The sequence below is a fragment of the Vibrio sp. Vb1127 genome, assembly GCF_033338735.1.
Classification (GTDB): domain Bacteria; phylum Pseudomonadota; class Gammaproteobacteria; order Enterobacterales; family Vibrionaceae; genus Vibrio; species Vibrio alginolyticus.
The window spans coordinates 139,458-162,726 of the sequence record NZ_JAWOTF010000009.1; the positions used below are offsets into that span (position 1 = coordinate 139,458).

A 23,269-nucleotide genomic window follows, 5' to 3' on the forward strand; every position below is an offset into this window, starting at 1 on the left:
GTTATTATTCCGCTTATAAGAGCATGGCTAACAAATAATGAATTTAGTTCTATTTATTGGAGGGAAATGATAAAGAAAACCCTACTTTTTGACAAGATAAAGCTACCTTTTTGTAACATTTGTGAGGCAAATCGCTCGCGTCGTCACAAAAGCGGCAGAATTATAAAAAATTGATGTGATTTGTAACAAGAAAGCACCACATAGAAGCCCCGCTGAAAGCGGATAAAACCTTTTATCTTGGTAGTTTTCAGTTAATTACACAGAGAAATATTTCGTATTACGCGTTCAGCTTACTGTGTTTATATTTTCAATTTTGTAGCACGCAGAATGCTCAAAAAGGAACGTAAGTCATTTTAAAACATGTTACAGGAAGAATAAGATACAAAGACATTCCTGCTGATGAATACATCTATGCTGCATCGCAAGAGAAAGCGTGGTGAGTCGCGATTAAATAAGGCACACATATAAAACGGCACTGACAACCTTTCGACGAAGAGGACGAATAAGAAGGCCTGCTCGGAGTGTGATGATAAGTGAAGGCTGTTCGTTGCTTGAAGACAAGTATGATGTCTTTAAATACAAAAAAGCCCGGCATAGAGCCGAGCTTTTGGTACACAGTTTCCAGAGTAACTCTGAAAGCATAATTCCCGATAAGAGGAAATTAACGCTTAGAGAACTGTGGACGACGACGTGCTTTACGTAGACCAACTTTCTTACGTTCAACGCAACGAGCGTCACGAGTAACGTAGCCAGCTGCGCGTAGAGCAGGACGTAGAGACTCATCGTATTCCATAAGCGCGCGAGTGATACCGTGACGGATAGCACCAGCTTGACCAGAAATACCGCCGCCTTTAACTGTTACGTAAAGGTCTAGCTTTTCAGTTAGTTCAACTAGCTCTAGAGGTTGTTGTACAACCATACGTGCTGTTGGACGACCGAAGTATTCGTCAAGGTTACGCTTGTTTACTACAATGTTACCGCTGCCTGGTTTAATGAAAACACGTGCAGCTGAGCTTTTGCGACGGCCAGTGCCGTAGTATTGATTCTCTGCCATTTTCGAAATCCCCAATTAGATGTCTAGTACTTGTGGTTGTTGAGCAACATGGTTGTGCTCAGCGCCCGCGTAAACTTTTAGCTTACGGTACATAGCACGGCCTAGAGGACCACGTGGAAGCATGCCTTTAACTGCAAGCTCAAGAGCCATCTCAGGTTTACGATCGATCAACTTTTCAAAAGTGATAGATTTTAGACCACCTGGGAATTCAGAGTGACGGTAGTACACTTTGTTCTTAGCTTTGTTACCAGTTACAGCAACTTTCTCAGCGTTGATAACGATGATGTAATCACCAGTGTCAACGTGAGGAGTGTATTCAGCTTTATGTTTGCCACGTAGGCGAGATGCAATTTCACTTGCTAGACGGCCAAGAGTTTTACCTTCAGCGTCTACAACGTACCAGTCGCGTTTTACAGTTTCTGGTTTAGCAACGAAAGTTTTCATGCTAACAATAACCCGTTAATTAAATTTTAAACTTTAAAGGAACACCCAATAGTGCTCCCACACTGTCTAAGAGCCCAGTCATCACCCCTTCGAGTCGTTGGTACTCTCGACCTTCAATTTCGAAATAACTTCGATAATCAGGTCTGCAGTAACGGTGGGTCGCAGGATTATAGAGAAGAGCGAAGAAAAAATCACCTTTTTTTGCGCCAAATCACTAATTTTTTCTTCACTTTTTTAAGAACCCATTGGATCTAGGCCAAATGTTCACGCGCGAGATACTCATGACTTTGCATCTCAGTAAGCCGAGACAAACAGCGCTTAAATTCGAACTCTAACTGCCCATCAGTATATAAGTCGGCCATTGGCACTTCAGCAGAAATAATCAACTTAACATTGCGCTCGTAAAACTCATCGACCAGCGCGATAAAGCGTCTCGCCGCATCATCGATTTTTCGGTTCATTTGTTGAACATCTGCCAGTAATACCGTGTGGTAAATACGAGACAATTCAATGTAGTCATTTTGACTGCGAGCAGTTTGACACAACTGAGCAAACGACGCATGCAGCACCCCGTCGCTTGCTTCAATCACCGCTAGTTGACGGTGGTTAACTTCGATTTGATGAGCAACAAACTGACGCTCTCCAGTCAGCTGCTGATAATATTTGTTAAGGTTTATGCTAGCCTGCTCATCAAGCGGGTAATGGTATATTTCAGCCTGTTCTAACGTTCTTAAGCGATAATCAACGCCACTATCGACATTCAACACTTCACAACGCGCCAAAATCATATCGATCGCGGGCAAAAAGCGCGCTCTTTGCAAACCGTTACGATATAAGTTCTGCGGCTCAATGTTTGAAGTCGCGACTAGGATCATCTGCCGCTTGAACATTTCTTGAAGTAGCGTTGCAAGGATCATCGCATCAGTAATGTCGGAAACAAAAAATTCATCAAAGCAAACCACATCGGCTTCTTCTTTAAATTTATCCGCCACTTTTGATAGCGGATTTTCGACATCACCTAACAGCTTCAACTCATCATGTACTCGATACATAAATCGATGGAAGTGGACGCGCATTTTTCTTTGGGTCGGTAAAGCATCAAAAAATGCATCCATAAGGTAGGTTTTACCGCGACCTACGCCCCCCCAAAAGTAAAGGCCTTTTGGTGGTTCAGGCTTGTCGATTTTTTTCCCCATTAGCTTTTGCCATTTGGAAAGCTGAGGCACAGGCGCTGACTGAAATTCAACGATAGCATGGTAAAGCTTGTCTAATGCAACGACCGCTTGATACTGAGCTTCATCACGCTGAAACCCGTGTTCTGCTATGTCTTTTTGATATTGTTGTAGTGGTGTCATCGTATTAAGTCGTATAGAGGTATAGAGAAAAGGGTTACCTCGGGGTCAACTTTGAGAATAGAGAGAAGTAGTTATCAGTCCCCGAAGACATACTGCTATTTTTCTTTATCGGCTGTTCAAGCCATAGTAACATGGACGAGCACCGCGTGTAACTAAGTAGTAAAAGACTTGTTAAAACAACTATAAGGAGCAGTTATGCCTTGGATTTATGCCATTGTGGGTTTGCTGGTCGGTACAATCGTAGGCGTAGTCATTAGTAGACTAACCACCCCTGAATACAAAAAACAAAAGTCTGTGCAGAAAGAACTTGAAGCGGCCAAGTTTGAATTAGAGCAACAACGTCAAGAGCTCGTCGATCACTTTGCACAAACCGCAGAAATGTTGGACACCCTAGGTAAAGATTACACCAAGCTATACCAACATATGGCCAAGACCTCTTCTGAGCTTTTGCCAAACTTACCAGAACAAGACAACCCGTTTGATAAGAAAACGGCAATGTCGTCTGAAACCATTGCAGAAGATCAACCAGAGTTTAACGAACAACCAAAAGACTACGCTAATGGCGCCACCGGTCTTTTGAAGGATCAAGAGAAAGAAATCATTAATGCTCCCGAAGCGGTAACCGCAAAAGCATCATAATCCTCTCTTACTTCTATCTAGGGCCGATACATTTGTATCGGCCCTTTTTTGAACTTTTTCCCCTCACCTTCGCTCTAACTTGGGTGTGCACTGCCTCCCCTTTTGATTGTCCGAACTAGACCCTATATTAGTTATTAACAAAGTGAACTAACCGTTCGGATATTTCTTTTTGGCAGACATGTTTCAAGAGGAGTTATTGGATGAAAAAACCACTGCTTGCGCTCACCGTTCTATCTCTGAGTTTGGGTTCGATTATTGCCCCAGTTCAAGCCACTGCCGCATTACCTTTGAATGTGGATGGCCAACAGTTACCTAGCTTGGCACCAATGCTTGAGAAGGTGACCCCAGCTGTTGTGAGTATTGCTGTAGAAGGTAAACAAGTACAAACCAGCCGCATTCCCGAGCAATTTCAATTTTTCTTTGGCCCAGATTTTCCTATGGAACAAAGGCGAGAGCGCCCGTTCAGAGGTTTAGGGTCTGGTGTCATTATTGATGCGAAGAAAGGCCATATTGTCACTAACTACCATGTGATCAAGGGCGCAGATGAGATTCGAGTTCGCCTCTTTGACGGGCGCGAGTATGACGCTACGCTCGTTGGCGGTGATGAAATGGCCGATGTTGCGTTACTTAAATTAGAGAAAGCGAAAAACTTAACGCAGATTAAAGTCGCGGATTCCGACAAACTGCGTGTCGGTGACTTTACGGTTGCGATTGGTAACCCATTTGGACTCGGTCAAACTGTGACTTCGGGTATTGTTTCAGCCCTTGGTCGTAGTGGCTTAAACGTTGAAAACTTCGAAAACTTCATCCAAACCGATGCCGCAATTAACAGCGGTAACTCTGGTGGTGCATTGGTCAACCTTAATGGTGAGCTGATCGGTATTAATACTGCGATTTTAGGCCCTAACGGCGGTAATGTGGGTATTGGCTTTGCGATTCCATCAAACATGATGAAAAACCTCACTGATCAAATTCTAGAGTTTGGTGAAGTCAAACGCGGCATGTTGGGTGTGCAAGGTGGCGAAGTAACCTCTGAGCTAGCTGATGCATTGGGTTACGAGTCAAGTAAAGGGGCCTTTATTGGTCAAGTCGTACCGGACAGCGCAGCCGATAAAGCAGGGTTAAAAGCCGGTGACGTAATTGTATCGGTGAACGGCAAAGCGATTAATACTTTCTCAGAGCTCCGCGCAAAAGTGGCAACACTGGGAGCAGGTAAAGAAATCACATTAGGTGTGGTTCGAGATGGTAAGAATAAAACCTTTGATGTAACGCTTGGCGAATCTACGAATATGAAAGCTAAAGCGGAGACATTACATGAGGGACTCAAAGGTGCGGAGTTAAGCAATACAACACCAAGTGATGTAATCCAAGGTGTTAAAGTATCGAGCGTTGCAGATAACTCTCCAGCGGCTCAATATCAATTACAACAAGGTGACATTATTATCGGTGTGAACCGTCAACGAGTGAAAAACCTTGCCGAGCTTCGTACAATCGTAGAGAAACACAAAGGTGTACTGGCTCTTAATATTCAACGTGGTGAACGTACTATTTATCTTGTCATTCGTTAACCACTTTCAAAGTGATAGGAAATAAGGTTTTCGATGCATAGTACTGAGTGATAAGGCTCGATCACTTTTCCTTATCGCTCAATAACTAATGAAAAGGGCAGCGCGATGACGTGCTGCCCTTTTGTTATTTTTCAATGTAATGCTATTCTTCATCTTCGATGCCATTTTGGCGCTCACGCATGGAGAGGATATGCTCAGCTTTTTATTACGTTCTGTCTTTTTAGGCTTGGCTACTGCCGCAGTGGTATTACTGGCGGTTCCATCTTTGCGCAACAACGTAATTCCTGCCGCGCTTGATCCTCAACCTGTTAATATCGCATCAGTCGAGTTGACGTTTAATCAAGCGGTCCGAAGAGCAGCGCCTGCAGTGGTAAACATCTACAGCCGTAAGTATGTTGAGAATGATCGCAGTAAACTCTCGACTCAAGGTCTGGGGTCAGGTGTCATTGTTAGTGAGAAAGGCTACATCATTACTAACTATCATGTGGTTGCTCAAGCTGATCAAATTGTTGTGGCATTACAAGACGGCAGAGCCGCAGCGGCTCAGCTCGTAGGGACAGATAAACGTACTGATATAGCCGTGCTGCGTGTCGAAGGTTCGAATTTGCCCGTAATCCCTCTGAACTCTAATTACAAACCACAAGTGGGCGATGTAGTACTAGCCATCGGTAACCCATACAACCTTGGACAAACCACAACGTTCGGCATTATTTCTGCCACAGGTCGTTCATCTATTAGCGATGGTCGTCAAGCATTCATTCAAACCGATGCCGCCATCAATGAAGGTAACTCTGGTGGAGCCCTAGTGAACACACAAGGCGAGCTCGTCGGCATTAACACCGCCTCTTTTCAGCAAGCGACAGACTTAGAAACTTACGGTATTTCTTTTGCGATCCCTGCGCCGCTAGCCAGTAAGATCATGCAGAAAATCATCGCTGATGGCCGCGTGATTCGTGGTTATATTGGAATCGACGGCCAAGACATTAATGCGGTCACTGCTCGCCTACTTGGAAATGAACACATAGGTGGTATTGTCGTACTTGGTATTGATCCAAATGGCCCAGCCAATGCGGCTGGCTTTCAAAAACAAGATATCATTATCAGTATTGATGGCAATAAGGTTCAGGGGCGTCAGAGCGTTATGGATATCGTCACCGATTTACGTCCTGGCACCACCGTGGACGTCGGTATCATTCGCAAAGGAAAAGAGATGACCTTGAAAGTCACCATTGCTGAAGACAAGCAAGAAGCATAAAAAATCCCAGCCATTGGCTGGGATTTTTATTTGTGCGTTACTCGCTATCGCTCGGTGTTTCCGTCGTATCGGAATCATCCAGCTCAACTTCAATGCGAGTGACTCGCTGCAAACCTCTCGGTAATAACCCACCTCGGCGACCACGTTCGCCACGGAAGTTATCAAGGTCAGACGGTTTAAGACCCAACTTTCGCTTACCCGCGTACAGCGTTAACGATGCACCTTTTGGTAAAGACATTAAGTGAGATAGTACTTCTTCTCGCTCTTTTGCTTTAGCAGCAGGAATGTTGATGATCTTATTCCCTTTACCTTTCGCCAGTTGTGGCAAGTCTTTGATTGGGAACAGCAGCATGCGACCTTGGTTAGTGATTGCTAAGATTTCATCAGAGTCTAAATCTTCAATCTCTTTTGGCGTCATGATCTCAGAGTTGGCAGGTAAAGTGACGAGCGCTTTACCACTGCGGTTTTTAGACAGCAAGTCCGCGCCTTTACATACAAAGCCGTAACCTGCATCTGAACCCACCAGCCACAGCTGATCTTCTTCACTCATGATGACTTGGCGAATACTGCTACCAGCCGTAATATTCAAGCGACCGGTAATCGGCTCACCTTGACTACGAGCAGAAGGCAGTGAGTGCGATTCCAGAGAGTAACTTCGACCGTCACTACCTAGGAATACCGCAGGCTGATTACTCTTACCTCGAGCATGCGCTAAATACTTATCACCCGACTTATAGTTTAAGCCTTCGGCATCCACGTCATGGCCTTTCGCGTGACGAATCCAACCTTTCTCAGAAAGCACAACCGTGATTGGCTCACTTGGTACGAGGTCACGTTCAGTCAGCGCTTTTGCTTCTGCACGCTCAACCATTGGAGAGCGACGGTCATCACCGTATTTCTCTGCGTCTGCTTTGATTTCTTTTTTCAGTAGTGTGTTCAGACGACGCTCAGAACCGAGTAGCTGTTCTAGCTTCTCACGCTCTTTCTCTAGCTCGTCTTGCTCACCACGGATCTTCATCTCTTCTAGTTTTGCTAGATGACGAAGTTTGGTATCTAAAATTGCATCCGCTTGGATATCGGTAATACCAAAGCGTTCCATCAGCACAGCTTTTGGATCGTCTTCAGTACGGATGATCTCAATCACTTCATCTAGGTTGAGGTAAGCAACCAACAAACCTTCCAAGATGTGTAGACGAGCCATTACTTTGTCTAGGCGGTGTTGTAGACGACGACGCACAGTCGTACGACGGAACTCGATCCACTCAGATAGAATTTGCACCAGACCTTTAACTTGAGGACGGTTATCCAAACCAATCATGTTCAAGTTAACGCGGTAACTGCGCTCAAGATCCGTTGATGCGAACAAGTGGTTCATCAACAAGTCACAATCGACACGGTTTGACTTAGGCACCACAACGATACGCGTTGGGTTCTCGTGATCCGATTCGTCACGAAGATCGTCAACCATTGGCAGCTTCTTCGCACGCATCTGGTTAGCGATTTGCTCAAGCAGTTTGGCACCCGATACTTGGTGAGGCAAAGAAGTGATAACAATATCAGAACCTTCTTTATGCCAAACCGCGCGCATTTTGATGCTGCCACGACCGTTGCGGTAAATCTTCTCGATATCCGCTTGCGGCGAGATAATTTCTGCTTCTGTTGGGTAATCTGGACCTTTGACATACTGCATCACGTCCGGCAGTTCTGCTTTCGGGTTGTCGATCAAATGAATAGTCGCATCTGCGATTTCACGAACGTTGTGCGGTGGGATGTCTGTTGCCATACCAACGGCAATGCCGGTTACACCGTTAAGCAGGATATGAGGCAGACGTGCTGGCAACATTTGTGGCTCTTTCATTGTGCCATCAAAGTTAGGTTGCCATTCAACCGTGCCCTGACCAAGTTCGCCAAGCAATACTTCAGCAAACTTAGACAGTTTTGCTTCGGTATAACGCATTGCCGCAAATGATTTCGGATCATCTGGCGCACCCCAGTTACCTTGACCATCCACTAATGGATAGCGGTAAGAGAATGGCTGAGCCATCAATACCATCGCTTCGTAACACGCTAAATCACCGTGCGGATGGTATTTACCTAGCACGTCACCAACGGTACGTGCAGATTTTTTGTATTTTGCTGATGCAGAGAGACCAAGCTCTGACATCGCATAAATGATGCGTCGTTGAACCGGCTTTAAGCCATCACCAATGTATGGCAAGGCGCGGTCCATGATTACGTACATCGAGTAGTTCAGATAAGCGTCTTCAGTGAACTTGCGCATTGGCAATTGTTCGACGCCATCGTAGGTAATTTCTGTAGACATCCGTTACACCTCTGCCAAGTCGCCGTTGTTTTGTAGCCAAGAACGACGGTCATCTGCACGCTTTTTACCTAGCAGCATGTCCATCATTTCCATGGTCGCCGTAGAGTCGTCAATGGTTAACTGCACTAAGCGACGCGTGTTCGGATCCATGGTGGTTTCACGCAACTGAAGTGGGTTCATCTCACCCAGACCTTTGAATCGTTGCACGTTGATTTTGGCTTTCTTCTTCGACAAGCGCTCTAAAATGCCATCTTTTTCATCATCATCGAGGGCGTAGAACACTTCTTTCCCGCAGTCGATTCGATACAGAGGCGGCATCGCCACATAGATATGACCCGCTTCCACTAGTGCGCGGAAGTGACGAGTAAATAGAGCACAAAGCAGCGTTGCGATGTGAAGACCATCCGAGTCCGCATCGGCAAGGATACAGATCTTACCGTAACGAAGACTCTCGAGGTTGTCGCTATCTGGGTCAATACCCAAAGCAACTGAGATATCGTGTACTTCTTGAGACGCAAGAACTTGATCGGCAGAGACTTCCCACGTGTTCAAGATCTTACCACGCAGTGGCATCACAGCTTGGAATTCACGGTCACGTGCCTGTTTTGCCGAGCCACCCGCAGAGTCACCCTCCACAAAGAAGATTTCCGTGCGACTTAAGTCCTGTGCAGAACAGTCGGTCAACTTACCTGGCAGTGCCGGGCCAGAAGCCACTTTCTTACGTACGACTTTTTTCGCCGCTCGCATACGACGATGCGCGTTAGCGATACAGACTTCTGCCAATTGCTCTGCGAGCTGAGGCTTTTCGTTCAACCAAAGACTGAACGCATCTTTTACAACGCCAGAGACAAATGCCGCGGTTTGACGAGAAGAGAGACGTTCCTTGGTCTGGCCTGCAAATTGTGGATCTTGAATTTTAACCGACAGCACGTAAGAACAGCGGTCGAAAACGTCATCACCCGTTAGCTTCACACCACGAGGTAATAGATTACGGAACTCACAGAATTCGCGCATCGCTTCCAACAAGCCTTGGCGTAAACCATTAACGTGCGTACCACCTTGAGCGGTTGGGATTAGGTTAACGTAGCTTTCGGTGATCATTTCACCGCCTTCTGGCTGCCAAATTACCGCCCAGTTTGCCGCTTCAGTATCCGCCAAGAACTCACCAGTAAATGGTTCTTCAGGAATAACTGGATAGCCTTTTACACCTTCCGCAAGATAGTCTTTAAGACCGTCTTCGTAGTACCACTTATAGTCTTTGCCATTAACTTTGTCGGTTAATGTGATTTCTAAGCCCGGACACAAAACCGCTTTTGCGCGCAGGTTGTTGACTAAGCGCGTCACAGAGAAGTTAGCCGAATCGAAGTACTTCGCATCAGGCCAGAAATGTACGCTGGTACCGCGATTGCGACGACCACATGTGCCAGTTACGGTCAGATCAGACACTTTCTCGCCGTGTTCAAATGCAATTTCATACACTTGACCATCACGACGAACTGTTACTTCAACGCGTTTTGACAACGCGTTTACTACAGATATACCTACCCCGTGCAAACCACCAGAGAATTGGTAGTTTTTGTTAGAGAACTTACCACCCGCATGTAGCTTACATAGAATTAGCTCTACGCCTGATACTTTCTCTTCTGGGTGGATATCAACAGGCATGCCTCGACCATCATCGATCACTTCGAGTGATTGGTCAGCATGTAGGATGACTTGTACTTTTGAGGCATGTCCGGCTAGCGCTTCATCGACACTGTTGTCGATAACTTCTTGGCCCAAATGGTTTGGGCGCGCTGTATCCGTATACATCCCTGGTCGGCGACGTACTGGCTCTAAGCCATTCAGTACTTCAATGGCACCAGCATTATATTGTTCAGTCATAATACGGAATTATTCTCAAAGTTTACTTGTTGCCTGAGTATCACCAATGGGCGTACCCATACTCAGGAAACGAAAAAGCCACCCTGTTCACATCACTAAGAGTTTGTAAACATGATGCATAACAAAGTAGCCAGGGTCCTCGACCCTTAAGATCTTTTGGCAAAACATAGTCGGAAAGCATACCGCCCATGTCAAGAAACGGTTGGATATATCAATAAAAACTATGAGCCTTTTCCAATCGCTTTCGAATTACAGTTCTAGAAATTCGATAATCTGTGCAGGATAACGCTCAAAGCCTACAAAACTGTGATCACCGCCTTGTTCTACTGTTTGCTTAGCGTCTGCAAACTTATCTACCGCTTGTCGATAGTCTAAAACCTCATCTTCTGTTTGTTGCAATAACCAAAAAGAATGTGGCGACGCGATGCTTTGTACATCAAGAGCTTTTAACTCGTCAATATGACAAGCTTCAAGTGTATAGGTTTCATGCGTATATGGGTTAGTTTGCTTACCCAAATAATCTACTAGCAACTCATAAGGCTTGACTGCGGGGTTGACCACTACCGCTTTAAACCCAAACTTGTCATTTAGCCACGTTGACATAAAACCGCCTAATGAACTGCCCACTAGACCAATTTTATAGTCGTCTTTATATTGCTCGATAATATCCAACAACATTTTCGCCGCTTGCTGAGGATAACAAGGTAACTGGGGAACAATCACCTTGATATCAGACCTATGTTGCTCGCAGTAGGCTCTCATCACATTCGCTTTCATGGAGAGTGGAGAGCTATTAAAGCCATGGATATAGAGAAGAAGTGAAGGTTTACTCATAGATATCTCGCACAAAAAAGCGAGCCCGAACAGAGAGCTCGGGCGCGTTAGTAGCCGTTAGAAGAGAAGTCTGGTTGGAACTGGCCATCAGGAAGCCGACCTACTTGGGTCGTAATATCGCCACAAGCGTGTAGTTGCAGCTCCCGCCAACCAGGCGAAGTGGTATCAAGGGCAAAATCATCCGAGTTAGGCTTAAACTGAACACAAGTTGAGGGTGTTGCCATCACTCGAATGCCCTTGTGAAGCACATTCATATCTTGATGAACATGACCACAGAGAATGCCTTTCACGTTATCAAAACGCTCGACAACCTGCCAAAACGCTTCGGCATCTTTTAAAGTATGTTGATCAAGCCACGCGCTTCCCACCAGTAACGGGTGATGATGCAACAAAACAAGTGTGTGTCTTTCTGGGTGTTCGGCTAGCTTTTCTTCGAGTAGCGTTAATTGCTGATCACTCAAGCGCCCATGAGGAACGCCAACAACTTGCGAGTCTAAAAGAATTAACTGCCAATGCTCGCCAAGCAACACATGCTCTGCGGCTTTGATTTGTGGCGAAGGCAAAACACTGCCCATATTAGGCTTGTAATCATGATTACCAGGTAGCCAAAAGCAGTCTTTCTCTAGCGGTTCAATGCCGTTGGCAAAGCGCTGATAAGATTCTGCACTATGGTCTTGGGAAATATCGCCCGTCGCCAAGATGTAATCAAACGCCACGTTGCGGCGTAAAACATCAGCAACAACAGCATTAAAGCTATCGACTGTTTTTACGCTTAGCAAACTTCCCTCATCGGCAGCAAACAGATGAGTATCCGTAATTTGTAAAAGTTTGATGCTGTCACTAGATGATTGCAAAATGAAAACCTGATTCGTCCACTATATCGTTATTTGTTATTTTCCTTTAGTGACGTGACGATCAATTGAAGGCAAGTGGTGTTCTACTGATACCACTTCGTAAACAAAACGTCAGCCATTCACCGAGGAATGTGTTTAATTGATGCTTTTCATCTTTCTGCATCAGTTGGTCATTGGGATAATCATACTTAGCTTTTATGCGAGAGAACTCTCCGCTTGAGCATACTTCGGCTACTCTCGCATCATGATAAAGCCTGACAGACATCGTCGGTAAAGGAAACACTGGCGTTTCATCACTCTGACATATCTCAACAACTGTGGTGTATTTTGTGATTTCATTCACGGTCAATTGGTAAACCATGTTCGCCGCTTGGTAGCAACGTACATCCCCAACTTCGGCAGAAGCAGGCAATAAGGCGTTCAACTTAGCGTAGTTGGTCTCATACGTTCTCATAAGACCAGCTAAATCAACATGATATTGTTGTTTTTCAGCCAATTGTGCCATTACTCACTCTCCACCGTTTGGGATTGTCCCCATTCTGACTTTAACTCTTGATGGTGTAATTGCAGCCATTGCAACGCAATAATCGACGCACCATTTTCAAATTTCCCGTCCTTCACCCATTGATACGCCGTTTCACGACTCATGACATGAACTCGGATATCTTCATTCTCATAGTCTAAACCATGAATGCCGTGCGCTTTAGACGCATCCACTTCACCAACAAAGACGTCTAGCTTTTCCGAGCAACCACCAGCCGAAGGATAATAAGAAGTGACAGGTATAACGCGCCCCACCTGAATCCCCGCTTCTTCGACAGCCTCTCGACGAATTACGGCTTCAGCTGATTCATCGCGGTCAATCATACCGGCGACAATTTCTAGCTGCCAAGGGTGTTCATGTTCCAACGCGCCAATACGAATCTGTTCAATGATTACGACCTGGTCCGTCTTTGGATCATAAGGAAGCATCGCTGCTGCGTGACCACGCTCGAACATTTCTCGTTCGACAACTCCACTCCAACCACCAGCAAATAGCCTATGCTGAAAGCGGTATTTCACCATTTTGAAAAAACCTTCAAATAAGGTTTCTTTCGAGATGACTTTTACATCTCGCGAAGTAAAATCTTGTTGTTGTTTGTCACGCTGTTGCATTCAACACCTCTCTGAGTGAATCCTGTAGTTTACTCATTGTTATTCGCTTGCTCAAAGGACTTGGCTCAACTTTTTGTATAATAGTTACAAATTAATTTAAGTCTTTGCTAAAAATTTATTGCACAAGTGGATAATTACGTGTAAAAAAGTGCAAACTTTAGAGTAAATATCGTGCAAATTGAGTTAAACTACTGAGAATTAACCAATCTATGGACCGCGGGAATAGAAAATGAAAAAATTGCTTCCACTATTTATCAGTGCAGCGCTAGGTAGCATGAGTACGTCTGCGTTCGCAGACTCTTTGGCTGAAATCTACGACTTGGCAAAACAAAATGATCCACAATTGCTCAGTGTAGCAGCACAACGTGACCAAGCTTTCGAAGCAATCACCTCAAGCCGTAGTGCTCTATTACCACAAATTAACCTTACTGCGGGTTACAATTTAACTCGTGGTGATACTGAATACGATTCAAATCTAATTAGCGACGTATCAAACGATGGCAACGCACTAACCGCTGGCGTTAGCTTTTCACAAGCACTTTACAACCGCGCATCTTGGATCTCTCTAGATACTGCTGAGAAAAGTGCTCGCCAAGCAGACGCAACTTACGCAGCGACGCAACAGGCACTGATTCTTCGCGTGTCACAAGCGTATTTTGAAGTTCTACGCGCACAAGATAATCTTGTTTTCGTACGTGCAGAAAAAGCCGCGGTTGGCCGTCAACTTGAGCAAACTAAACAGCGTTTTGAAGTAGGTTTGTCTGCAATCACTGACGTGCATGACGCACAAGCTCAGTACGACCAAGTGCTAGCGGACGAAGTGTTGGCAGAAAACGCGCTCACTAATAGCTACGAGTCACTGCGTGAAATTACAGGCCAAGAGCACAAAGATCTCAACATTTTGGACACTGGCCGCTTCACTGCTAGCCCATCGACCGTACCTGCTGAATCGCTCATTGATGAAGCAAAAACCAAAAACCTGACCTTGCTATCTTCACGTATTCTTCAAGACATTGCGCGTGACAATATTTCACTAGCAAGCTCTGGCCACCTACCAACGCTCTCTCTAGACGGTGGTTACAACTACGGTGATACTTCTCATAGCTCTCGTGACAACACGACAGACAACTTCAATATTGGTGTGAACCTTGCTGTACCGCTATACACAGGTGGTAACGTAACCTCTCAAACCAAACAAGCTGAATACGCGTACGTGGCAGCAAGCGAAGATCTTGAAGCACAGTACCGTAGCGTAGTCAAAGATGTTCGCGCACAAAACAACAACATTAACGCCTCTATCGGCGCATTACGTGCGTATGAGCAAGCGGTTATTTCTGCACGCTCTGCACTAGAAGCAACAGAAGCTGGCTTTGATGTAGGTACTCGTACTATCGTTGATGTACTGGACGCGACTCGTCGTCTATACGATGCGAACAAAAACCTATCGAACGCTCGTTACGACTACATTTTAAGTGTTCTTCAGCTACGCCAAGCAGTTGGTACGCTAAGCGAACAAGACATCTTGGACGTTGATGCAGGTTTGAAAGCGGCAAAATAACCGCGAACTGAATACTTCAGGTCTTAATAAATAAAAAACGCCAGTTGAGTTATCAGCTGGCGTTTTTTATTACTTGTAGTTCAGAGCTTAAAAGTGCCTCTGAACTACAAGTATCAAAAAGGCCGCACTTAGCGACCTTTATGAGCAAATAGCATTTCAATGCTAACAAACAGCAGCCTTAGCCCTTACCGCCTTTGATTGCATTAATGATTTCACTGGTCGAGCAGCCATCTTCAAAGTTCAATACACGAACTTCACCACCCGCCGCAATGACTTCTTTACCACCAGCAATCTCTTCTGGTTTGTAGTCACCGCCTTTTACTAGCAAGCTTGGTAGAACTTCTGAGATCAAACGCTGCGGCGTATCTTCACTAAATGGTACAACCCAATCCACAGCGCCCAAACCTGCCAACACCGCCATGCGGCGATCGGTTGGGTTTACCGGACGACCAGGGCCTTTAAGGCGTTTTACTGACTCATCGGTATTTACCGCAACGATTAGGCGATCGCCCAGTTCAGCAGCATGGTTTAAGTAAGACACATGGCCAGCGTGTAGAATATCAAAGCAGCCATTTGTCATAACGACTTTCTCGCCACGAGCTCGTGCTTTTTTCACCGCTTCGATCAGTGCTTTTTCTGAAATCACACCGTAATCCGTGTCTTGGCTGCCATGTACCGCTTCTGCTAATTCAATCTCAGAAAGCGTTGACGTGCCTAGTTTACCAACTACAACACCTGCCGCTGCGTTTGCTAGTGCACACGCTTCTTCAAATGATTTGCCTGCGGCAACAGACGCTGCCAATACAGAGATAACCGTGTCGCCCGCACCTGTCACGTCGTACACTTCTTTCGCTTGAGTTGGAAGGTGGAACGGTTCCTGACCACGACGAATCAAGGTCATTCCGTTTTCGCTGCGTGTCACTAAAAGCGCTTCAAATTCAAACTCTTCAACCAAAGCCAGCGCTTTCTCTACTAGCTCTTGGTCAGATTTCACTTTACCTACAACGTCTTCGAACTCTTTCATGTTTGGCGTAAGAAGTGTTGCGCCACGGTAGCGTTCAAAATCCGCACCTTTCGGGTCAATGAAAACCGGAATATTTGCTGCGCGCGCTTTTTGAATGTATGCCTGAACATGCTCTAACGAACCTTTTGCGTAGTCAGACATAATCACGGCTTTAACGTTTGGCAGTGCGGCATCCATACGCGATAGCACAGGTGCAGAATCTGTGTTTTCAAATTTGTCTTCGAAGTCGAGGCGGATCAGTTGTTGTCCACGGCTCATTACACGAAGCTTCGTAATCGTTGGGTAATCAGGCAGCGCAACGAAATCGCACTTCACATTGAGCGAGCTCAGCGTCTCCGTCAGCACTTTTGCAGGCTCATCTTCCCCAGTTAGACCAACAATGTGAGCATGGCCACCTAATGATGCGATGTTCATCGCAACGTTCGCAGCACCACCAGGACGCTCTTCATTGTTTTCTACTTTTACAACAGGAACCGGCGCTTCAGGAGAAATGCGCCCGGTTGGGCCATACCAGTAACGATCTAGCATGACATCACCGATGATGAGCACACCAGCGCTGTTGTAATCAGGTAGAATTGGTTTCATTGTTGGTCTCCAAAAATTAAATCGAAGTGAGTTTATCACAGCCCTTATCGAGGCTAAATATATGGTCTTAACTGAACCACTGATTCCAAGCCTGTTTTACCCACTCCCTTTCGGCAACAAACTTATCTTCCACCACATCAGCGTCTAAATTGAGTAGATTTCGGCGGTGTATTTCGTTGCGCATTGTCGTGTAAGCACGTATCAACTGCATTGCTTGGTCTTCGTCCATAACATCTTGCGCAATGAGCGTTTCAAAGATGCGCACATTATCACACCAACGCGTCAATTTCGGCTTATCGTGACTATAGTTGAGCACTAGGTACTGAGCGAGAAATTCGATATCGGTAATCCCACCTACATCTTGCTTGAGCATAAAGCGGCCTGGCTTTTTCCCCCCAAGATGACCGCGCATTTTTTCTCTCATTTCGACAACGTCTTTTTTCAGTTCAGCTTGATCGCGTGCTTTGCACAGCACATCATGCCGCGTATTGTGAAATGCAATTGCCAGTGGTTCATCACCATAAATCATGCGCGCGCGGACAAGTGCTTGATGCTCCCATGTCCACGCGTCTTGATGTTGATAGTCGTCGAACGCGTCCGTTGGACTAACCAACAAACCCGATGCACCGGACGGACGCAATCGGGTATCGACCTCGTATAAAATACCGGAAGCGGTGCGAGTGGAGAAAATATGAATGATACGCTGTGCTAAACGAAGGTAGAACTGACGACCATCAATCTCTTTTTTGCCGTCAGTGTAGACATTGACTGGGCAGTCATGCATGAAGACAATATCCAAGTCGGAGTTATAGCCGAGCTCCCACCCTCCGACTTTACCATAGCCAATTACAGCAAAGCCTTTACCTTCACGATCTTTCACATGCGTTGGCTCGCCGTACTTTTCAGACACTTGCAACCAAGCCTGACTGATCACCGCATCAACGATAGCTTCCGCTAAATAAGTTAAATGGTCACTCACTTTCATCACTGGCAATGCGCCAGCAATATCTGCCGCTGCAATACGCAAAATACAAATTTGCTTAAACTGACGCAACGCTTCCATTTGCTGTTCCATATCATCTTCAGGAATACGCGCCAAATAATCACGTAGCTCTGTACGGTAACTGTCTAATGGAATGGGATTGTACAGCTGCGCAGGGTCGATCAACTCATCAAGCAAGATAGGATAACGAGACAGCTGCTCTGAAATCATTGGGCTTGCGGTACACAAACGTACGAGCTGCACCAGAGCCGCTGGATGCTCATCCAATAATTCCAAGTAAGTCGTGCGAGTGCAGATGTTGTGTAGCAAGTGAAGTACACGAGATAAACCAAACTGTGCATCAGGATGGGCAAAGACCGCATCAAACACTTTCGGCATCAAACGATTGAGCACTTCGCGTCCACGTGGGCCTAACGTTTTTTTGGCCAGATCGGTTTTAAAGTTGATGATGGTTTTCGCGCATGAAGCAAAGTCTTCAATCTGAATATCCTGCTGCAAGATATGCTCAAGAACATCTTGTTTGTCGGCCATATCCCATAGCTCATGAAAATGACGAGCAACGGTAGTCCCCTCGTCTTCTTCATCATCACCAATTAGTGATTCAAAAACTTGGTGAACATTTGCCATATGCTGCTGGGTTTGCTCAATCAATTGATCCCAACAGCTCATTTTCATCGCGGTGGCGAGCTTTAAGCGTTCGGTTTCGCAATCAGGCAGCGTCTGGGTTTGCTTATCCGCCATTGCTTGCAACAAGTTTTCTAATTGACGCAAGTACTTGTATGCGGCTTCTAGATCGCTGACTTCTTGTGGAGTAAGCAATGCCAGTTCTTCAATGCCTTGCAGTGTTTCCAACAGCCCTCGATTACGTAAAGAAGGTTCTCGACCACCTCGAATCAATTGAAAAACTTGAGCGATAAATTCAATTTCTCGAATGCCACCCGCACCTAGCTTAATGTTGTTATTCAACCCTCGGCGGCGAACCTCGCTACTGATCATCGACTTCATTCGACGCAAAGATTGAATCGCACTGAAATCAATATAACGACGAAAAACAAAAGGGCGCAGCATTTGGCGTAGCTCTTGATACTGCGGGTACATCTCACATCCCATCACCCGAGCTTTGATCATCGCGTAACGTTCCCAATCTCGCCCCTGCTCTTGGTAATAATCTTCAAGTGCGGCATAGCTCATTACCAAGGGGCCACTTTCTCCAAATGGGCGAAGTCGCATGTCGACGCGGTAGCAAAAACCATCGAAGGTTTGTTGGTCGAGCGCTTTGATGATGCGTTGACCAAGACGAGTAAAGAACTGGGCATTGGCAATGCTGCGGCGTGCGCCTTGGGTTTCGCCATTCTCTGGATACGTGAAAATTAGATCAATATCGGAAGAAAAGTTTAGCTCGCCACCACCCAGTTTCCCCATGCCGATAATTAACATCGGCTGCACTTCACCGTCCTCACTTGTTGGCGTGCCCCACTCCTGACAACACACTTGATATTGCCATTGATAGGTTTCAAAAATCATCGCTTCTGCCAACTCAGATAAGTGGCTTAAAGACGTCTCTAGAGACCATGCATGCGTGAAATCCTTCCACGCAATGTACACCATTTCTCGATTGCGAAACTGACGCAATACGCGATGACCAGACATCTCATCAGGACATTGTTCCAACAGTTCAGCAAGGCGTGAGCGGTAAGACTCCTGACGACTTGGCTGCGCTAACATACTTGGCAACTCACGGGCTAGGACTTCATCGCGATGAATGGCTTCAGTTATAAACTGGCTTAAGCCCGCCACATAACGAAATTGCTGCGCAACCTCATCGGGCCAAAGGGGAAAATAACCTGCGTCTTGGGCGTTTTGTACGGCAGATTCAGCGATAGAAATCAGTGGCGAAGGCAGCTGCATTTTTCTTCCTTGTTTGAAAAGCACGGTAACTCATTCTTTATACCAGACTGAAAGCAAATAAAAACGCCCACAAAAGGTTTGTGGGCGTTTTATCAAAAGTTCGGGATCGAATATTAAACTTGGAAAGATTTGATCTTCTTGTCTAGCTCACCTGCATTATTTTGCATCATTTCAGAGGTTTCTAGCAGCTCGGTAACAACAACAACTGAGGCTTCAACCAACTCACGTACATTGGTGAGGTTTTGGCTCATCTCTTCTGCAACACTGCTTTGCTGACCAGACGCCGTCGCGATCTGGAAGTTCATGTCATTGATTTGCGTCACTTGCCCAACAATACCATCGAGCTCAGATCCAGCATTAGAAACCAGCTCGTTTCCATCTGCCGCTTCTACAACGCTTTTTTCCATGAGTTCTACCGCAGATTCAGCACTGGTTTGCAGCTGTGCGATCATCTCTTGAATTTCTACCGTCGCTTGTTGTGTACGTTGGGCAAGGTTACGAACTTCATCTGCAACCACAGCAAAACCCCGCCCAGCCTCGCCAGCTCGCGCCGCTTCAATCGCCGCATTCAGTGCAAGCAGGTTGGTTTGTTCAGAAATGCCTTGAATCGTCCCTACAACGCTACCAATGGCTTCAACACGTTCTTCAACTTGGTTAACCGCTTGTGCCGATGAAGCGATATCCGACGAAAGTTCACTCATTTTCGCCATTGTACTTTGCAAGAACTGCTGACCAGAAATTGCTTGTGCGGAAGCTTGCTCTGTTAGAGAAGATGCCGTCTGGGCATGTTCCGCAACCGTTTGGACCGTCGACGACATTTCACTCATCGCCGTAGCAAGTTGATCAATTTCGTTAAACTCTTCTTGCGCCGATTCCTTCGTTTCCGACATGCTCAGCGTCATGACTTCGGTGAGCGTTGATAATTCATCAGACGCATTAATTTGCATTTGAATAACATCGTGCAATTGTCGACGTGTCTTTTCTAATTCACGTGCCACGTCTCCGTATTCATCTTTACAATCCATACCAAATGGAACAGAGAGGTTCTTGCTCGCCATCAGTTTGATCGCGTCGCTCAGATACTGTGTTTGACGCAACATCACTCTAGCCGCCGCTAATAAGAGCACGACAAAAACCACAATCAATAAGGCGGTTTGCCAAGCAACTTGCGTTAAATATGCTTCATAATGCTGTTGGGCAACTTGCGCGTTTTGTGTCGCCGCTAAAAGTGAGTCGTAAAAAGTGTTTGCGTCCCACAGTTGTTTTGCCACGATCAGGACAGTACTGAAGACCATCAACATGACCATTTTAGGCACCAGTCGAATGTCGGATATGACCCTTTCCCATGGCTTAAATGCCAGCTTTTCCATTGTCAGTTCTCCACCGAGTCTTATATAGTCTTTATCTATAATCTTTATATTACTTATAGTTATGTTCGCGCTTTGCGTGGTTACGCGATTTATTTTGAGCTTCGTATGAAAAACAATGATATCAAAGACAGCACACGACCGATGGGCCTGTTGTCACTAATATTGTCTTTTATGGCACTATTTGTGATCTCTGGCTTGTTGTTTTTCCCGATCGATCACGAAACCCGTCAAGTTCTTATCGGTCTGGATTTCATAATCTGTAGTATTTTTCTACTACAGCTCACCATTGATTTGATCCGGTCCACAGATCGCTGGTTATTCCTTAAACGTCATTGGATAGATTTCGTGGCGAGCATCCCATTGATAGAGCCCCTGCGCTTTGCTCGTATTTTTCATATTATGCGAGTGGTATTAGTACTGCGTTCGTCAAAGTTCATTTTGCATCAGCTCAAAGAAAACCGCCGCGAAACCACGGTCGCCTCTATACTGCTATTGATGGTTATCCTCATAACACTCGGTTCTAGTGCAATGCTGTTTATCGAAGCGAAAAACCCAGAAGCGAATATTCGTACTGGCGCCGATGCTTTGTGGTGGGTATTTGTAACAATCTCAACGGTTGGTTACGGCGATCATTATCCAGTGACCTCCATAGGAAAGTTTTTGGCTGTCATCATCATTGTTTGCGGGGTGGGTATCTTTGGTATGATCTCGGGTCTTATCACCTCTATCCTTACTGCCCCAACGAAACAACAGACGCACAGTTCAATCAATAAAGAACGTATGCTCGAGCAGCTCCTAACCCAACAAGCTCAAATACTAGAACGACTCGATTTCATGGAAAAAGAGCTACAACAACGTAAAACAGAGACAAAAAAATAGGACCATGCGGTCCTATTTTTTTGTCGTTACCACCAGAACGATCATTCACGCCAATAAGGCTGTACTTCCACACTGATCGCTCGGGTTTGATCCATTGCATGCAAAATTGAGCGCTCTTGACGGTGCAACCAGCGTTCTAACTGCTCTTTTTCTGCGTCTTCCAGCATATCAACCAACGGGAGCAAGTGGTTCAGCATTAGCAGATCATCGATACCATGCACCAGATCCGCCCATGGTAAACGGAAGCTGTTACGCTCATCCGAGTTATACAAACTCGCGAAACCAATACCAGTATAGAGGTTACGCAATAAGCGATAACGCTGATCAACGTACTCTTGCGCCGTCAAATCGCGCTCTGCTGGGAAAGCTTCCATTAGCTCAGCCCAAGTGCGATCGAGCTGAGTAACTGAAAACGGCATGATATTACTTGCCATTTTTTCACGTGCTTTTTCATCAAGAAATGGCTGCCAACCGCGCGCTAAGATCCAGCGGCTTAGATCCAGCAGTAACCCTGTGTAACGCGCGGAATTGAGCAACCCTAGCACTTCTTCACGGCTTGGCAACTCTTGTAACTGCTGAGTCAACTCAGATACTAAGAACTTACGTGCATCCAACTTGCGCAGCACATTGCCTTTGTCATCTAAAAGCTCTTCAAGGTGTGCATGCTCATCCAACCAACTCAGTTCTTCTTCCAACCATTTAAGCTCTTGGCGCAGAATCGCGCTCGCGCGACGAGGGACAATCCCGCCAAAAATGGTCAATGTTTGACGAATGAAACGAATGGCATTACTGATTTCACGCAGTGCTTCCACGCTGTCACGCTCAGCATAAATTTGCTCGTGATAATGCCAATGAGACAAAGCGTGCTCTAAAGAGTTGATCAAGCAAAATTCAACGGTATCCGTCGGACTACTGTCCACAAGTGCCAATGATTTTACTTCATCACCCGCATAACCGCTTGCAAGTCGATAACCTTTCGCCGCTTTGCTCAAGTTACCCAAGCGCATACCACCTTGCTCGCAAAAGCTGCGTGCCAGTGTGAATAAAGCTTCGGTTTGGCCAGACTTAAGTTCCAGTTCAACTTCGCAAATTGGCTCTTGCTTCTCTTCTTCGTCTTCACCTTTGGCTACAACTAAGCCTTGGTCAAAAGCAACTTCAATCTGACTGCCATCGGGCATGCCAATCAGCCATTGTTCACGTGTGAAGTTGGTCGAGAATAATGGCATAAGCTCGGATTGCAGCGTTTCTGCATCTTTACCTGGAGGCCAAATATCTAGAGGATGAAGCGACAGATTAGGCTCGTCGCTAGTGTGCTCAGCATTGTATTCTGGTCTTTGATGTAAGCCTGCGACGACGCGTCCTGCTGTCTTTACGGTTTGGACGAATACATCATCAAAACGGCGAATTCTTAAACCAATGTCGTGCTTTCTGAGCCATTTATCGGCAGTATCAAAATAGGTGTTACCCAAGTCACGACAACTATGCTGAAGTACTTTTGTCTCAGAAATTTTTTCTTTTAAAGTTTCTGAAAATTCAGGAGAAACAAAAAACTTCAGTTCTATTTCGGTTTCCATAGC

At 45.7% G+C, this 23,269-nt stretch carries 18 protein-coding genes; 5 read left to right on the forward strand and 13 right to left on the reverse strand.

All coding sequences use genetic code 11. From position 1 onward, the window contains the following. Positions 1–661 precede the first annotated feature (661 nt). The 3 genes from rpsI to zapE form a co-directional block, all read right to left on the reverse strand. Complete coding sequence (gene rpsI, locus R7H07_RS14285) at positions 662–1,054, reverse strand: 30S ribosomal protein S9 (protein ID WP_005372876.1); 393 nt, start codon at positions 1,052–1,054, stop codon at positions 662–664. Positions 1,055–1,069: 15 nt separating this feature from the next. Continuing rightward, positions 1,070–1,498 (reverse strand): 50S ribosomal protein L13, encoded by a 429-nt coding sequence (gene rplM, locus R7H07_RS14290; RefSeq protein ID WP_005372872.1) that lies wholly within the window; start codon positions 1,496–1,498, stop codon positions 1,070–1,072. Positions 1,499–1,749: 251 nt separating this feature from the next. Then, positions 1,750–2,853 carry a cell division protein ZapE gene (zapE, locus tag R7H07_RS14295; protein WP_005387411.1) on the reverse strand — a complete coding sequence of 368 codons (1,104 nt, stop codon included), beginning with the start codon at positions 2,851–2,853 and terminating at the stop codon, positions 1,750–1,752. A 195-nt stretch (positions 2,854–3,048) separates the two neighbouring features. Here zapE and zapG point away from each other — a divergent pair, with 195 nt between their 5' ends. The 3 genes from zapG (at position 3,049) to degS (ending at position 6,315) form a co-directional block, all read left to right on the forward strand. Beyond that, positions 3,049–3,492, forward strand: a complete 444-nt coding sequence (gene zapG / locus R7H07_RS14300) for a Z-ring associated protein ZapG (RefSeq protein ID WP_005379861.1) — start codon at positions 3,049–3,051, stop codon at positions 3,490–3,492. Between the two features lie 200 nt (positions 3,493–3,692). Beyond that, on the forward strand, positions 3,693–5,060 hold the full coding sequence (locus R7H07_RS14305) for a Do family serine endopeptidase (protein ID WP_025768400.1): 1,368 nt from the start codon (positions 3,693–3,695) through the stop codon (positions 5,058–5,060). 190 nt (positions 5,061–5,250) lie between these two features. Further along, positions 5,251–6,315, forward strand: a complete 1,065-nt coding sequence (degS, locus tag R7H07_RS14310; protein WP_017633606.1) for an outer membrane-stress sensor serine endopeptidase DegS — start codon at positions 5,251–5,253, stop codon at positions 6,313–6,315. Positions 6,316–6,352: 37 nt separating this feature from the next. Here degS and parC read toward each other — a convergent pair whose 3' ends face one another. The 6 genes from parC to nudF form a co-directional block, all read right to left on the reverse strand. Further along, positions 6,353–8,638 carry a DNA topoisomerase IV subunit A gene (gene parC, locus R7H07_RS14315; protein ID WP_206959305.1) on the reverse strand — a complete coding sequence of 762 codons (2,286 nt, stop codon included), beginning with the start codon at positions 8,636–8,638 and terminating at the stop codon, positions 6,353–6,355. A gap of 3 nt (positions 8,639–8,641) precedes the next feature. After that, positions 8,642–10,522 (reverse strand): DNA topoisomerase IV subunit B, encoded by a 1,881-nt coding sequence (gene parE, locus R7H07_RS14320; RefSeq protein WP_005387417.1) that lies wholly within the window; start codon positions 10,520–10,522, stop codon positions 8,642–8,644. A gap of 249 nt (positions 10,523–10,771) precedes the next feature. Continuing rightward, positions 10,772–11,356, reverse strand: a complete 585-nt coding sequence (gene yqiA / locus R7H07_RS14325; RefSeq protein WP_005379875.1) for an esterase YqiA — start codon at positions 11,354–11,356, stop codon at positions 10,772–10,774. 47 nt (positions 11,357–11,403) lie between these two features. After that, the gene (gene cpdA, locus R7H07_RS14330) at positions 11,404–12,210 is read right to left on the reverse strand and encodes a 3',5'-cyclic-AMP phosphodiesterase (protein WP_005387419.1); all 807 of its coding nucleotides are present in this window, start codon (positions 12,208–12,210) and stop codon (positions 11,404–11,406) included. Between the two features lie 61 nt (positions 12,211–12,271). After that, positions 12,272–12,715, reverse strand: coding sequence for a DUF1249 family protein (locus tag R7H07_RS14335; protein WP_017633603.1), 444 nt, complete (start codon positions 12,713–12,715; stop codon positions 12,272–12,274). After that, positions 12,715–13,365 carry an ADP-ribose diphosphatase gene (gene nudF / locus R7H07_RS14340; protein ID WP_025768397.1) on the reverse strand — a complete coding sequence of 217 codons (651 nt, stop codon included), beginning with the start codon at positions 13,363–13,365 and terminating at the stop codon, positions 12,715–12,717. Before nudF ends, R7H07_RS14335 begins: the two co-directional genes overlap by 1 nt. A 229-nt stretch (positions 13,366–13,594) precedes the next feature. Between nudF and tolC the strand changes: the two genes are divergently transcribed. Continuing rightward, complete coding sequence (gene tolC / locus R7H07_RS14345) at positions 13,595–14,923, forward strand: outer membrane channel protein TolC (RefSeq protein ID WP_005379884.1); 1,329 nt, start codon at positions 13,595–13,597, stop codon at positions 14,921–14,923. A 178-nt stretch (positions 14,924–15,101) separates the two neighbouring features. Here tolC and hldE read toward each other — a convergent pair whose 3' ends face one another. The 3 genes from hldE to R7H07_RS14360 form a co-directional block, all read right to left on the reverse strand. Then, positions 15,102–16,532 (reverse strand): bifunctional D-glycero-beta-D-manno-heptose-7-phosphate kinase/D-glycero-beta-D-manno-heptose 1-phosphate adenylyltransferase HldE, encoded by a 1,431-nt coding sequence (hldE, locus tag R7H07_RS14350; protein WP_017633601.1) that lies wholly within the window; start codon positions 16,530–16,532, stop codon positions 15,102–15,104. 67 nt (positions 16,533–16,599) lie between these two features. Beyond that, the gene (gene glnE, locus R7H07_RS14355) at positions 16,600–19,443 is read right to left on the reverse strand and encodes a bifunctional [glutamate--ammonia ligase]-adenylyl-L-tyrosine phosphorylase/[glutamate--ammonia-ligase] adenylyltransferase (RefSeq protein ID WP_064353615.1); all 2,844 of its coding nucleotides are present in this window, start codon (positions 19,441–19,443) and stop codon (positions 16,600–16,602) included. 113 nt (positions 19,444–19,556) lie between these two features. Then, positions 19,557–20,813 (reverse strand): methyl-accepting chemotaxis protein, encoded by a 1,257-nt coding sequence (locus tag R7H07_RS14360; protein WP_005379890.1) that lies wholly within the window; start codon positions 20,811–20,813, stop codon positions 19,557–19,559. A 105-nt stretch (positions 20,814–20,918) separates the two neighbouring features. Between R7H07_RS14360 and R7H07_RS14365 the strand changes: the two genes are divergently transcribed. After that, positions 20,919–21,692 carry a potassium channel family protein gene (locus R7H07_RS14365; RefSeq protein WP_025768395.1) on the forward strand — a complete coding sequence of 258 codons (774 nt, stop codon included), beginning with the start codon at positions 20,919–20,921 and terminating at the stop codon, positions 21,690–21,692. Between the two features lie 41 nt (positions 21,693–21,733). On the opposite strand, the gene R7H07_RS14370 is transcribed toward R7H07_RS14365, so the two are convergent. After that, positions 21,734–23,266 (reverse strand): inorganic triphosphatase, encoded by a 1,533-nt coding sequence (locus R7H07_RS14370; RefSeq protein WP_005379894.1) that lies wholly within the window; start codon positions 23,264–23,266, stop codon positions 21,734–21,736. Between the last annotated feature and the right edge of the window lie 3 nt (positions 23,267–23,269).